Origin of the sequence: Moraxella lacunata, assembly GCF_900453205.1 — a bacterium.
In the GTDB taxonomy this organism is placed as follows: domain Bacteria; phylum Pseudomonadota; class Gammaproteobacteria; order Pseudomonadales; family Moraxellaceae; genus Moraxella; species Moraxella lacunata_B.
Map to the genome: position 1 here is coordinate 525,992 of NZ_UGQU01000001.1, position 15,136 is coordinate 541,127.

Genomic DNA, 15,136 nt, shown 5'->3' on the forward strand with positions numbered 1-15,136 from the left:
AAGCCGTTCGTGGTGAGCTTGTCGAACCATAACGGTTTTCCTAGACTTCGACAAGCTCAGTCCGAACGGAAAACCTTAAAATCTATCTTTATTTAACAATACCGAAAGAAAGGACGTAAGGTGCGTAATACGCACCTTTTATTATCAAAGTTAGCAAGATTATCAAACCCCCACCCATTACAACAAAAAATAACAAAAAACGCCACTTAAAAAAGTAGCGTTTTTTTGGTCAGCCTTAGCACGGATATTCTGCCCCCTTACGACTATAATACCACCAAGTAATTACAAGGCAAAGCACATAAAAACCAATCAATGCCCAAAGCGTATGATTTGCCCCAAACCAGCCAAACATCTTAGGAATAAAAAATCCCCCATAAGCGGCAAACGCCCCTGTAAAGCCAACCACCGCCGCCGATTCTTTACGAGCAACATTGACAAGGTCGGCTGAATTTAAGCGTTCGTGCAGGGTGCGAAAAATAACAGGAATCATACGAAAGGTTGAGCCATTGCCAATCCCTGTGGTAATAAACAGCACCATAAAGCAGGCAAAATAGCCAGCAAAACTACCGCCCACCCCGTCTTTTGGCAAAAAGACAATCACGCCAACGGTCGCTGCTGTCATAATAATAAAGTTAAAAAAGGTAACCCTTGCTCCGCCCATCTTATCAGCCAGCCAGCCACCAACAGGACGAAATATCGCCCCCACCAAAGGGCCAAGAAAAGCGACTTTTAGTGGGTCAACATCGGCAAAAGACTGCTTGATAAGCATGGGGAACGCCGCCGAAAAGCCGATGAACGAGCCAAACGTGCCAAGATATAGGATACACATGACCCAATTGTGATAGCGTTTGAAAATGATAGACTGGTCTTTAAAAGAGGTTTTGGCGGACGATAAATCATTCATAAAAAACCACGCCAGTATCGCCATAAGTGCGATAAACGGCACCCACACAAAGGCGGCGTTGTGCAGATATAGGCTCTTGCCGTTGTCAAGCGTAACGCCTGTGCCGATGATTGACAAGCCGATGACCGCAGGCACAACAAACTGCACGGTAGATACGCCTAGGTTACCAAGTCCTGCATTTAGCCCCAAAGCCGTGCCTTGCTTGGATTTGGGATAAAAAAACGAGATGTTGGACATACTAGACGAAAAGTTACCCCCACCCAATCCGCAAAGCAGAGCAATGATGACAAAGACACTAAATGGCGTATTGGGGTTTTGTAGGGCAAAGCCCATCCACAGCATGGGAATCAGCAGACTTGCTGTTGATAATGCCGTCCACCGCCGACCACCAAATACAGGCACCATGAACGAATAAAAAATCCGCAAAGTCGCTCCTGATAAGGCAGGTAAGGCAGTGAGCCAAAACAGCTGGTCTTTGGTAAAATTAAAGCCAGCGTCAGGCATACGCACGACCACCACCGACCAAATCACCCACACCGCAAAGCCAAGCAATAATGCAGGAATAGAAATCCACAAATTGCGATTGGCGGTTTGCTTACCGCCATTTTCCCAAAACTCATCATCTTCGGGTCGCCAGTCGTGAATCACGCCCCCGCCTTTTAGTTCATTTTTTGCACTCATGTTGCCCCCTTAGGGAAATTTTAAGATTTGGGATTATTTTAAGGGGAATCGGGTAACTTTTCGCTTATCCTAATGATGAATAAGACAGGGGGCAAATGCTACTTTGGGGGTAGGTTGGGACATGGGCATAAAAATGACAGCCACTTGGACTGTCTAGGGCGTATGCTGATCGTGTTAGACACACTCAAAACAACTTTTATCAGGCTTTTTAACCCTATTTTCAACTTATACAAGCGATTGATTTATCAAGGACAAATTGCAATTCACTCCTACAATCTAAAAAAATAATTTTCTAATAATTAGGGCGTAAATGGTAGGGATACCCTAATATCACCAAATGGCATCTTTACCATCAATCAAACTTGCATGGTTTTGATGCTTTCAAGATACGCACGAATGTTTGATACATAGTGCATGCACTGCACATATCGCCCATTTTTACTGGCATTGCGAGCCAAATAACCATAAACTTCCGCCCAACTGTTGCCATCTCGCCCTTTGGCGTTTAGCTCGCTTTGAATGCGTTTGACGGCATTAGGCCCCATGTTATAAGACGCCAGTACGAACCACAAACGCTCCGAATCTGGTACATCTGTATAGAGCTTTTCTAGCACTTCTAGGTATTTGGCACCGCCTTGGATACTTTGGACAGCATCGGTACGGTTTTTCACGCCCATTGCTTTGGCGGTGTCTTGGGTTAGCATCATGAGCCCCTCAACGCCCGTGCGTGAGATGGCATTAGGGTCAAGGTGCGATTCTTGATAGCTGATGACCGCCAGAACTTGCCAGTCGTGGTTATGAGCTTTTGCCCCACGTTTAAAGGCGTTTTCATACAACGGTAAACGCTGTTTTAACGCTCTTTTAAAATGCTTATCACTGTACTCATTTGCCAACAACGTTTGATCATAAAAACGTGCCGTAGAACCTGTGATTGCCAGCTCATCAGGACTGCATAAAAAGTTTTTGGCATGCTGTACCAGGCTGTTATCCTTGGTATGAAACATGAGCGACATATTGGCATTAAGACCATACCCTGAGACTTTTTTTGCTGTGTCATCATTACACGCCAATGGCACGCTTGCCGTGCCTTCGTGATTCTCACCAAGCAGTCCATCGACATCGCCTGCTTTAAAGGCGTTTAGAGCTTCTTGCTCAGTGTCATAGACTTTAAGATTTAGGCTAACGCCAAGTCTATCGGCATAGCGATGGGCGATGTCATGGCCAAAGCCATGCTGGATGTTACCGTGATTAAAAATAGTGCTGTCGCTTTTGGTGGTCGCCACGACAATCTCGCCTTTTTGTATCACGCTCTCCAAGGCAGTCAGTGACGGGGTGGGTACACTCGGAGTCAAAAAACCCTTGACAGGCAAAGCAAATAATGACATCGTCCCCAAACACAATGCCCATTTGGCAAGTGTGGTTGCTGTCTTATTGGTGGTGCTTAGCCTTTGGGCGAATTTACCCAAAAGACCTTGATGGGTTTGTTTATTAAGTTCTGATAGGCACAGGGCAGATTTTTGGATGATAAATGGCTTAAATGTTGTTGCTTTAAAATTTGGATTGGTGTTATTGTCTAATACTGCTGGGTTATTGGCATAAAATGAATAATAAAATCGGTGATTATTGGTGCGAATGATTTGCATAATATTCTCCTATCTTACCGTAAACACCGCACGATTTACACCATGAATAACACAATGTAAAAATATGTGGTGCGATTGCCGTGTTAGATATCCGTGCCATCCATGATGGGTTTTCAAGCACTTCTAAGCCATTACGCTTAGGGTTACTTGACATCAATAGACAAGACAGATAAATCATGATGATATCGCCATCAAGCCTGTGGCTTGGATTTACCCATAATGACAAGTTTAGCCAATCATCACAGGGGACATCATCACGCAACAACCAAACGGTTTAACTAAAATTTGGCAGTTTCTTCGCAGTGGCTTAACCATCAACCATGCCAATAAATGATATAAATGACATATGGGTTATGAGTAAGCAAAAAAGTAAATTAAGGTTAGAATAAAAACTTAGCTTTAATATAGGCGATTTGGAAAAATGTTCAATCATTACATTGTAAACTGACGATAGACGGTATTAATTTATAGATAAATAGCATAAAGTAGCAAATATTCACAAAAACCATCATTATTGTAAAATCGTTTCTTGATAATTTTTTAAAAATGAAAATTGCAATACTAATGTATAAACTAATAAGTCATTTTTAAAATTTCAATAAAAATCAATGCTTTTCATCAGATTATATCATAAAACAGTCAAAAAATTCATGTTTTGCTTTTTAGAATTTTAATTAAAAATTATAAAACAATTGTTCATATTTATTAAATGATAATGATTTTTGATTATTGTTATTTTTTTCAAGTGTTTATCAGCATCTTTATAAATGACTCATCAGTTCAAATCAGCCCTTGCCAAATGGCGGTTTTTTGGTTAAATTTTATCATGATTTTTCACTTTCTATTTTTAAAGGACACAAGGACATCGCCATGACCCTATCTTATACCGCCCCCCTTGATGAAATGCGTTTTGTGTTAAACGACATTTTTGACGCCCCAACCTTTTGGCAAAACACGCCTGCCCTATCCCATGTAGATAGCGACACGGTGGACATGATTTTGGATGAAATGGCAAAATTCGCCACGTCCACCCTACTACCCCTAAACCAATTGGGCGATGAAGAAGGGGCAAGTTATCTTGGGAACGGACAAGTCGCCACGCCAAAGGGCTTTAAGGACGCATTTAGAGCCTATGCCGATGCTGGCTGGATAGGGCTTGGGGGCGACCCTGAGTATGGCGGACAGGGCATGCCAAAAATGGTCAGTATGCTCACCGAAGAGATGCTGTTTGCCACCAACCAATCATTCGCCCTATATCCCAACCTGACCGTGGGGGCGACATTGTGCCTACTTGCTAGCGGCAGTGATGAACAAAAGGCTCTGTACCTGCCCAAGCTATACAGTGGCGAGTGGTCGGGGACGATGTGCTTGACCGAACCGCACGCAGGGACGGATTTGGGGATTATCAAGACAAAAGCCACACCCAACGCTGACGGCTCGTATGCCATTACAGGCACCAAGATTTTTATTACCGCAGGCGAGCATGATTTGACGGAAAATATCGTTCATCTGGTGCTTGCCAAAACGCCCAACGCCCCAGCTGGCTCAAAAGGCATATCGCTGTTTATCGTGCCAAAATTTTTGGTCAATGCAGACGGCAGTTTGGGCGAGCGTAATGGCGTATCGGCAGGCTCCATTGAGCATAAAATGGGCATAAAAGCGTCCGCCACGTGTGTGATGAACTTTGACAACGCCACAGGCTATATGGTGGGAGCGGAGAATACAGGCTTGGCAAGTATGTTTGTTATGATGAACTATGAGCGAGTTACCATGGGACTCCAAGGGCTTGGGGCGAGCGTGCTAGCTTATCAAAATGCTTGCAATTATGCCCACGACCGCTTACAAGGGCGAGCCGATGACGGGGTTAAAAATGCCGATAAACCTGCCGACTCCATCATTCATCATGCGGACGTACGCCGTATGCTTCTAAACGCCAAGGCAAATAGCGTGGCTTCTCGCACCTTTGCCATGTATGTGGCTCGTGAACTTGATACCGCTAAATTTAGTGATGATGACAATGCCAAAAAATTAGCCTCCGCCAAGGTTGCCCTACTGACCCCGATTGCCAAGGCGTTTTTGACCGACATGGCATTTAATGCAAGCATTGACTGCCAGCAGGTGTTTGGCGGACATGGTTATATCCGTGAATGGGGCATGGAACAAATCGTGCGTGATACCCGTATCAGTCAAATCTATGAAGGCACCAACGGCATTCAAGCCCTTGACCTACTCGGGCGAAAAGTCGTCAAGGACAACGGACGGGCGATGAGTGCGTTTATTGATGAAATTAGAAATTCCGCCAATGCCCTGTCCGACAGCCCATTAAAGGTTGATACACTAAGGGCGTGCGATACGGTGGCGGACTTGACTGCCGAGCTTATCACAAGTGCAAGCGATGACCCCAACGCCATTAACGGCTCGGCGGTGGATTATCTACACACGGTGGGCTATCTGTGCTATGCTTATATGTATGTGCTGACCGTCAAGGCGTGTGCGGATAAGGATGGGGATTTTTATGCTGATAAAGTCCGTCTCGCTGACTACTTTACCGCTCGTATCCTGCCACGCCTGCACGCCCATGCGGTCATGGCAAAAAATGGGGCGGATAGCATCATGGCGTTTGATGAAGGGTTTTTTGGGTAAATTTTAAAACCTTTTGTCTTGACAATATCCATTTTCAAAATTGTATAAGCGATTGATTTACAAAAGGGCGAATTGCAATTCGCCCCGACAACTTCAAAAACTTACCAACAATCAATCCGTTGCCCTTTTAAATCAAAACTAAGGCTTAACAATACCACACCAAACTAAAAACACCACAATTTATCGTGGTGTTTTTGTCCTTAAAAATTATAACCAGCTCTTACCCATACCCTTGGGTCTTTATTGGGATTAAAGGTTTCATGACCGCCCTGCCACGCCACTTTACCTTGTAATGACAAGTTTTTGTAATGAGTGTATAAGCCCACACCACCGCCATGCAAGTTGATGAAGTTTTCTTGTGTGGTATATGGCTTGGCACGCAGTTTGGCACGCCCCACATCATAAAAGCCCGATACAGTCAGATTTGGCAATAGGGCATAACGCACTTCGGCTTGTCCAATCACACCGATGTCTGCTGATACATCATTGGAATGATAAGCCGAAATACCATCCGCCCCACCCAAACTCATCTGCTCTGCCGAATCTAGGTTTTTATTTGCCCATTGTCCGTTGGCGGATAGATTGAGCGATAATTTTGGGCTTAGATATTGGGTGCGGGCAACATTGGCGGAGAGTTTGTGGTAATTGCCATCGGTTCTGGCGGATATGCTGTCTATCGCTTTGGCATCAGCACTGTCAATGTCCAACTTACCAATCGTACTATCTACGCCCCATTGGGTATAGCCACCTGCCAATAGACTGTCTTGATGATAACCATTAAACCCAAAACGCACCGCCTTGATGGATTTGTCTGTGACGGTGCTTGTGCTATTAACCTTATCTTGCAAATCACGATGCTCTAGACTTGATGATGCCCAGACATTGTGGCGATTACTTCTTACCAATGGCTTTCTAATGCCAACATCTATGGTGTCTGCCGTACCTGTCGCCTGCAAATCCTTAAACGCACCGCCCAGCTCATAAGTGGTATGTCCCACCCCTGCTGACACCATCAAGCCATCATACCCTACTGGTACATCGAGCGAGGCACGGGCATAATCCACGCCCTTAAAACTGCTCATCGCCTGTATAGAGAACCTTTCGCCTCGCCCAAAAGGACTGTTTAGATTCACCCCTGCACGGGTACGCACTTCGCCTGTGGATTTTGAGCCATAATTATCCACCTGCACAAAGCCATCTACAAGACGGGATTTATCCAGCTCTACCGCCAAATCCGTGCCGTTATTACCGCCTTGCAAACGGTAATTGACATTGTCCGTCCCTGCCAAATCTTTGATAAGGAGCAATGCTCGTTCGCTGTCGGTTTGGCGTAGGGGCTGACCTGTTTTGATGGACTTATCAAGATAGCCTTTGACTGCCTTATCAGAGACACGAGAGGTATTATTCACCACCACATCGCCAATACTACCTTCAATCACTTGTAAGCGAACCACGCCACCCTCTAAGCGTTGGGGTGGAATAATGACGGTGGCAAGCGGATAACCTGCCTTGTGGTATTCATCACTAATCGCACGAGCAAGCGACTGCAATCCACCAAAAGTCGTACTCGTCCCACGAATGCTGGCAAGGTGTGGCTCAACTTTATGGGCGGATAATAGGGTGTTACCCACCAACACCACATCACTCACGCTGATGGGCGTGGTGTCGGTGCTGATGTCGCCTGTTTCTGTCGTTAATGGGGTGATGGTCGCAGGGGTGATGGTCGGCTGTGTGGCAACCTCTCGGAGAATGGTGCCTGCGTCTTGGGCATAACTGGCGGTGGTTGCCAGTAGAATGCTTAGGGTAAGTAGGGATTTTTGCATTTTGTTAATTTTCCTAAAAATTGATTTCTATTATGGATAGTACACCATTACCAAGTTTGGATTAGTAATGGTGTGTGGTTTATGGACTGCCAATTACTCTGGCTTTTTATTGCCTTTTCTTAATATTTTTCCTTTGATTAGACTAATTTGGTCAGCCATTGGTCTCTTGGATGTTGTATCTATTTCTATTCTAATAGAACTATTTTTGTCCAATTCAATCCAACTACCATCGGGAAAATAAATTGTTGCCTTCTTATTTTCCGTGCTAATGACATCACCAAATTTGAAATCCAAAAAGCCATTTTTACCCACTTCCCAACTGTCATTACCTCTCACAACTGTAATTTTGCCCGAAGTAACTTCGGCTTGTTCTAGCTTTTGGGTAACTTTGGCTAAATTATTGTGTTGTTTTTCGGTATCTTTACCTTTTCGCTCACGCTCAGCAATATCTCTTTGAATATTGTCTCGCTCTTTTTGATATTTGGTAGGGCGGTTTGTATCAATCTCTTTGAGCTGAGCAGGTGGCGTCCATTGGTGTTCTTGTAATTTAACACAATCTTTTTGACAGTTGGCTGTGATTTCATTATTTTGAGCAACAATATTGGCTAGACGTTGAGTTTTAATAACATGGGGCATAAGGTGATCATTTGTTCGGGTGTCTCCGAATAATGATTCCCCAACATTCCCAATATGTGGTAGCCACTCTGTTTTATGAACATTGCCAATATAAGCATTATTAGCGGCATCTCCAAATTGCAAGATATCATAATCAAAAATATATGAGTTTACTTGTCCAAAAGTCTCTCTTGCATACCTAGATAGCTCATGACCGTATTGCAATGTAAATTTGTATGGCTTCATATAATCCACAGCTCCGGGTATATTGTTTTCATGAAGTTGAGCTTGATTGAATACTACTGTTGGTATTTGCTTATTTTGTTGTATGGAGGAAAAAGAAGCCAATCCACCACCCAAAGAATGACCGATGATGGTGTAATCTCTGTTTGGATATTTTTCTATCAGCTCTTGTACAACTTCACGAGCGCGTTGGTACTGTAATGGCAGCTTTCCTGCTCCTTGGGTAAGATTAGTGCCACCATCAGAATCATGAGGTGAAAGTGCCTTGCCTGTATCAGTACCCCTAAAAACAATAAAGTATTTGTCTTGGTGAGTATCTTTATAAACCCCCATTGCTAAACCATTTGGGTATTCTGCACTAAAAAATCCATCTCTATATACGTCATCTCCCTTACGTACTTCCCCATCAGAATAATCCAGTCCACGCCCTAGCAACTCATACTTTTTAGTATAAGTTTTTGTACCATCTTTCGGCTCATTTTCAAATCCAAGTTTGTGTAATTCTTTTGTAATAATACCTGTTTGATTGTCCTTAACTTCCCACACTTCATAAAAACGGTCAGCATCGCCTTTTTTGGCGGAATCGCTCCCATAAACAGCGTGAGCAAGCAACATTTCATTCTCAACCGAATTTAACAGATTGCGAATTTCATCAACTTCTTTTTCTGATTTATTTTCAAGATGTTTTAAATCATACTCTCTTTGCACCGTCAATAACTTACCGTGATTTTTGGTAATTTCATAATTGCTTGCCTTACCATTTGAAAATACAGGCTCTCCCACTCGGATAATGCTAATATCGCCTTGCCATTTTTTATCATCGGAATAAGACAGATTGACATCACTAATACTTTCACCCTCTACTAGTCCTTGAACCACAACACCAATACGAGATACATCAGGGTTGCTATCACCCTCTGGTTTGATGTTATTCATTGCGGTGATGGTGAGTTTGGCAGGGTTGATTGTCAAAGTCCCCTTATTCCACTCAATGATATATTTTTGTTGATATTCATCTTTGAGTGTGCCTGTGGGATAGAGTTCATAGCCACCTTCTTTGACATCTTTTGCACCTTTCCAGTCGCCTTTTGTTTCGTCAATGGTCAGCGTACCAGCTTTAAAGATACTCTCCACGCTATCGCCAGTCGTCAAACCATCAGCGTCAAAATTATCTTTCCAGCCGTCTAGCTTTTTAAGGTCATCAACGCTTGTGATTGCCTTGCCATCATAAGTTTTTGATAAGTCAGGGGCTTTGACACCTGCCGTTGTTTGAGCGGTGGGTGGGGTGGGGGTAGGGTTAACCGTCAAAGTCTGAGCAAAGGCACGCAGTTTGGGCATACTGCCATCGTTCATATACCACACTTTATCAAAGTCCCACCCTGCGTCTGTAAAGGTGGATTTTTGTTTAAGCTCGGAGTCGGTTTTGCCTGTTACATTTACGATTTTAGACTTATCTGCACCATATGCATATTTGCCGATAGCAGGTAGAGTGGGGTGTTTGTCTTGATTAAAAAAGCTGTCGTTTGAGCCTGTACCAGAATTATAAGGATAATTGCCAATCAGCCCACCCATAGCACTATCCTTGCCTGTCGCCTTGATACTGGTGTTATTGGCATAGCTGTTTGAGATGTTGTACCCACTCCCCACCAGTCCCCCTGTGTTGGCATTAGCTCCTGCACTTGACACATCGCCTGTGGCATAACTGTTTGAGATGCTCTGTCCACTCCCTGCCAATCCGCCTGTGCTATTTTCCTCTCCTGCACTTGACACATCGCCTGTGGCATAACTGTTTGAGATGCTCTGTCCACGCCCCATTAATCCGCCTGCCTGAGTCAAATTTCCTTGATGTGATACATCACCTGTGGCATAGCTGTTTGAGATATTGATTGCATACCCAGACAAACCGCCCACACTGCTACTATACCCTGTACTATCCACGCTAACTGCAGCATAGCTATTTGAAATATTATATCCAACCCCAGATAATCCACCTGTAAAACCATAATTATTCCACACATTAAATACTTTGCCTGTAGCATAACTATTTAATATGTTATCCGCTTCTCCAACCAACCCACCTATTTTATAATTAACTCTTTTAAGGTTGTAGGCAACAACATTAATATTGGTAGCACCAATATCTCTAATATAACCTAGATACAATTGTTGAAATAACCCTGTATTTGTTTGCTCACCTTTACTCCTTAAGGTTAAGTTATTCACAGTATGTCCAAGTCCTGCCACACGTCCCCATTCATAACTCTCAGGTGGTTGCCATACGCTAATATAATTATTGCCAGATTTTGTATTGTACTCTTCTGGCAGCTGCCACCCTGCAAACCCATCATAATTTTTGGTAAACCCAACATCCATATCTTTACCAAAAGCGATATTGTGAGTAGTAAATTTACTCTCCCAGTCGCCATCCGCATTTTTGACAATATCAGGCATTTTATGAATGACATCAAACACCAGCGTTTCGCCATCGCTACCCTTTTTGACAGAGAAATTTTTACCCTCTGGTAGATTGACCTTGACAGTGCGGTCTTTTAATGGCGTGTTTTTATCTAGATAATAATCATTATCTAGCGTGGTCTCTTTGCCATCTACCATTGCCTTATACCTACCATCACTAGACCCTTGTCCATATTCCAAAGCAAGCTTTGCTGTTCCTGTACCATTTAGATTGGCATTGATATGAATGTCGTGATGAGCTTTCAGTGTTAAGGTGTTTTTGTCCCAAGAAATTTCATCATTGATGATAATGTCGCCCTTACCATTGGTATTTTTACCATCATTGCTGTTGATGGTGTGTAGCTGAATGTTGGTACTGTTTAGGCGTTGTCCCACCTCATCGCCAGTCAAATCGCCACCAGTTTTTGCCACCACAAAATCAGTTGGATCTAGCACCCAAGTACCTGTTTTGCCGTCTTGTGCATTGGTGGTAATCGTGGCATTTTTATCAATCGTTACTTTACTTGCACTCGTCTCAATAAACCCACCATCACCACTTGCTTTGGCTTCTGCTTTAAGGGAACCACTCACATTAAGAGCTGAATTATCCAAATCCCCCAACAGCTCAATCACGCCATTTTTATTTTGTACAGTATTTGCCTCAATGTTACCGCTATGTTTGATGAGGGATTTTTGACGGTGTCCACACCTTTGGCAGTCAGCACCACTCGCCCTGCGTCTGCTAGGATTGCTCCGCCATTGTCAATAAGTCCTTGTAGCGTGCCTTTGTCTAGGGTGTAGGCAAAGCCTGCATTATCAGGCAGTGTGATAGAAAAGCTCTCAGCACTTGCCAGTAGCACATTGCCCTCGTGAGCTTTGATGGTTCCGCCATTTTTGACAATTGGGGCGACTAGGGCGACCACACCGCCTTGTGGGACAGTGATGTTACCGAGATTTTCTATCTCGCCTTTGGCATTGGCGAACTGATAGCGACTGTTCATAAAGTCGTCATTGCTAATCTGTGCGGTGGTGGCAACGAGTCCTCCGACATTGATTTGGGCGTTTTTGCCGATGAGTACGCCTTGTTCATTTTGAATAAAGACTTTACCGTTGGCGTTAATCGCTCCGTCAATCACGGATTTGTTATTACCAATTACACGGTTTAGGGTCAGAGATTCGGCATTGGGCTGTTTGAAATTGACCGTTTCGTGGGATTTTACGCCAAAATCTTGCCAGTTGATGACCGCTTTTTGGCTGGCTTGGTTGATGTCGGTAATGTTGCCAACTTGGGCGATGTTGGCTTGACCTGCCACCACTTGACCACCTGTGGGGGCGGCTAAGGCGAGTGTACTTACGCCCGACAGTCCTAGTGCCAGGGCAACGGCTTGGGCGATTTTGCGGATGAGATTTTTGGTGGAGCCTTTGGTGGATTGTTTGGTGTGAGATTTGGCGGTCTCGCTTACGGCTTGGAATGTGCCAGTTTGTTTGTTAAATACAACACGGTAGATGTGATTCATAGAAACTCCTAACAGGTGCGGGCAATACCACCCAAATATAGATACAACTGCTATATTTATAACACAAAAAATCATGAAAGATCGTTCAAAATCCCGACGCTTTGATGAACGGTAATTTTTTGTAGACAATATGTAATAATGCGATAAAAACAGCAAATTTATTTACAATAATACAACAGACAAAATATATTTTTAATAGATAAATCAGTCTCTAAAACCATTAAATTCTCAGCAAAACTTATTAATATCCCCAAAAACTGTGCTAAAATAGTCGGTTTATCTAAATACACATTAAGGACAACCATTGCTAGATCACAGCTCCGACTTACGCCATATTTTACAATACATCAGCCTACTCCAAGAGTTGCCCGAGCCTTCGTCTTTGAAACGTTTCATTGACGCACTAAGAGTGACGGGCGATGACGAAGAAGCGGTCAATGCCAAAATCCGTGAACTCATTGATATTTTAAAAGAAAATCCTGAATACGGTGCAGGACTGGCAGCGTTTATCCTGCGTCTAACAGACAACTATCAGCGTATCACGCTCTATGCAGATACGGGCATCATCTCTGATGACAGTTTTTCACACAGCATTAACCGTTTGATAGGACATCGTTTTTTGCCCCTACTGCCCAAAGAAGACTCCGTGGTGGAGCTTGCTCACTATCTGTTTGACGGGGCGACCGATGAGAAATGGCTGTCACTCATCACGCCTGAGCATTGGGATGAGCTGGTGGAGCTTATCAAGGTTGATGAGCAGAACCTAGAGCTGGTCGCCAGTGCCAAAAACAGTATCCTAAACGCTTTGGTCATCTTATCCTATCGCATCAGTGGCATCGGACTACACACTGAGATGATGGATACCTATCCACAAATATTAAACTACACCGCCGCCTTTGTCGCCCAAAACCAAGAGACCGTCCTGTTTGTCAATCAGTATCGCCAGTCCCATAACTTGGACGCCATGACCGACATCATGCCTGATGTGGACATCGACCCTGCTCCTTTGCTTGTCATGCTAGAGCAGTGCCAAGACATTGTTGATAATATTCGAAAACGGGTGTACAAAACGGGCATTTCCATTCGTATGACCAACATGCTCGTTCGCTTAGAGCAAAGCATTCACCGCATGCACATCTTGCTTGAACTCGTCTCTGACAAAAACAAAAACCGCGACAAAGCCATCGTGGAGCTAACCCAAGAGATTGTCCGCACCGCCAAAACCCGATACAGCTTTGGCTACCTCATCAAAAATAACACCCGCCTGCTGTCTCGTAAAATCACCGAAAACTCAGGTCAAGTGGGCGAGCATTACATCAGTACCGACAAGCTTGGCTACAAAAAAATGTACAAAAAGGCGGCCATTGGTGGTTTTCTCATCGCCTTTATGGCAACCTTAAAAATCCTAGGTTCATCGCTGGTGCTCGCCCCCATCGGCAAGGCATTCATGAACAGCATGATTTATGGGCTTGGCTTTGTCGGCATTCACATCGCAGGGGGGACGGTCGCCACCAAACAGCCCGCCATGACCGCCGCCGCCATCGCCTCCACCATCTCAGAAGGATCTAGTAAGAAAAAACAGCTAACCAAACTTGCTGAGTTGGTCGTGGACATCATGCGAACGCAGTTTATCGCCATCATGGGTAACATCTCCATCGCCATGCCCATCGCCCTACTCATCGCCTTTGGCTGGATGCAGTTCTATGGTGAGCCGATGATTAGCACCGAAAAGGCCGCCTACCTGCTCCACGAGCTTGACCCCTTGCGTTCACTCTCCTTGCCACACGCTGCCATCGCTGGGGTGTTTTTGTTCCTATCGGGGCTTATCTCGGGGTATTATGACAACCTTGCCGCCTTTAACAAAATCGGCGAGCGGGTCAAACGTCATCGCCTGCTTGCTCGTCTCATGCCCCAAAGCTGGCAAAACCGCCTTGGTAGTTTTGTAGAAGCCAACCTTGGGGCGATTATGGGGAACTTTATCTTTGGCTGTTTTTTGGGCAGTACCGCCACCATCGGCTACATGCTCGGACTGCCACTTGACATTCGCCACATCGCCTTTGCCTCTGCCAACCTTGTGCATGGGCTGTTTTTCTTATCCCCTGATGATTTGACATGGCAACTTGCCCTGTATGCCTTTGTTGGGGTATTGCTCATCGGCATGGTGAACCTGATTGTTAGTTTTTCACTGTCACTCATGATTGCCCTACGTTCCAAAGAAGTGCATTTTAGCCAATGGAAAGATTTGGGCGAGTTGATGTTCAAACATTTCATCTCACGCCCACGAGACTTTTTCATTCCTAGAAATGAAAGCGTTAAATACGCACGCATTGACAGCGAAGGGCGAATTATTTATGATGACAATGTCAAAGAAACTGCCATTCCTAGCGGTTCGGTCGTCCGTCGTCTGGGCAATAAAAAAGCCGACCCCCTAAAAGACATCCAAAATGCGGTCAATGTCGCCAAAACCGACCTAAGCCAAGGCACGCTCAATAAAGTCAAGCAAGATGATAAGCCTATCGAAGCAGGCGAGATGGGGCTTGACATGAATAGCGAGACCAATGCCAAAAACCCACTACCCAAACCCGACAAACCGCCACAGCTACCAAAGTAAAT

General features: G+C 44.4%; 7 protein-coding genes. 2 read left to right on the forward strand and 5 right to left on the reverse strand.

The genetic code is table 11. The annotated features are described in order from the left end of the window. Positions 1–235: 235 nt before the first annotated feature. Positions 236–1,585, reverse strand: a complete 1,350-nt coding sequence (locus tag DX073_RS02605; RefSeq protein WP_115005239.1) for a NarK family nitrate/nitrite MFS transporter — start codon at positions 1,583–1,585, stop codon at positions 236–238. Positions 1,586–1,941: 356 nt separating this feature from the next. Continuing rightward, positions 1,942–3,228: a transglycosylase SLT domain-containing protein gene (locus tag DX073_RS02610; protein WP_115005241.1), complete on the reverse strand. Its 1,287-nt coding sequence runs from the start codon at positions 3,226–3,228 to the stop codon at positions 1,942–1,944. Positions 3,229–4,098: 870 nt separating this feature from the next. On the opposite strand from DX073_RS02610, the gene DX073_RS02615 reads away from it, so the two are divergent. Beyond that, the gene (locus tag DX073_RS02615; RefSeq protein WP_115005243.1) at positions 4,099–5,871 is read left to right on the forward strand and encodes an acyl-CoA dehydrogenase C-terminal domain-containing protein; all 1,773 of its coding nucleotides are present in this window, start codon (positions 4,099–4,101) and stop codon (positions 5,869–5,871) included. Positions 5,872–6,071: 200 nt separating this feature from the next. On the opposite strand, the gene DX073_RS02620 is transcribed toward DX073_RS02615, so the two are convergent. From DX073_RS02620 to DX073_RS02630, 3 genes are all read right to left on the reverse strand, one after another. After that, positions 6,072–7,694 carry a ShlB/FhaC/HecB family hemolysin secretion/activation protein gene (locus DX073_RS02620; RefSeq protein ID WP_115005245.1) on the reverse strand — a complete coding sequence of 541 codons (1,623 nt, stop codon included), beginning with the start codon at positions 7,692–7,694 and terminating at the stop codon, positions 6,072–6,074. 93 nt (positions 7,695–7,787) lie between these two features. Next, complete coding sequence (locus DX073_RS02625; protein WP_147279672.1) at positions 7,788–11,597, reverse strand: Tle-like phospholipase domain-containing protein; 3,810 nt, start codon at positions 11,595–11,597, stop codon at positions 7,788–7,790. A 38-nt stretch (positions 11,598–11,635) separates the two neighbouring features. After that, positions 11,636–12,523: a two-partner secretion domain-containing protein gene (locus DX073_RS02630; RefSeq protein ID WP_181814379.1), complete on the reverse strand. Its 888-nt coding sequence runs from the start codon at positions 12,521–12,523 to the stop codon at positions 11,636–11,638. A 304-nt stretch (positions 12,524–12,827) separates the two neighbouring features. Here DX073_RS02630 and DX073_RS02635 point away from each other — a divergent pair, with 304 nt between their 5' ends. Next, positions 12,828–15,134, forward strand: coding sequence for a site-specific recombinase (locus DX073_RS02635; protein ID WP_115005251.1), 2,307 nt, complete (start codon positions 12,828–12,830; stop codon positions 15,132–15,134). Positions 15,135–15,136 lie beyond the last annotated feature (2 nt).

What these genes read in the sequence shown, in the direction of transcription:
- DX073_RS02605 (WP_115005239.1), bottom strand. Translation starts at nt 1,585, where the DNA reads ATGAGTGCAAAAAATGAACTAAAAGGCGGGGGCGTGATTCACGACTGG.
- DX073_RS02610 (WP_115005241.1), bottom strand. Translation starts at nt 3,228, where the DNA reads ATGCAAATCATTCGCACCAATAATCACCGATTTTATTATTCATTTTAT.
- DX073_RS02615 (WP_115005243.1), top strand. Translation starts at nt 4,099, where the DNA reads ATGACCCTATCTTATACCGCCCCCCTTGATGAAATGCGTTTTGTGTTA.
- DX073_RS02620 (WP_115005245.1), bottom strand. Translation starts at nt 7,694, where the DNA reads ATGCAAAAATCCCTACTTACCCTAAGCATTCTACTGGCAACCACCGCC.
- DX073_RS02630 (WP_181814379.1), bottom strand. Translation starts at nt 12,523, where the DNA reads ATGAATCACATCTACCGTGTTGTATTTAACAAACAAACTGGCACATTC.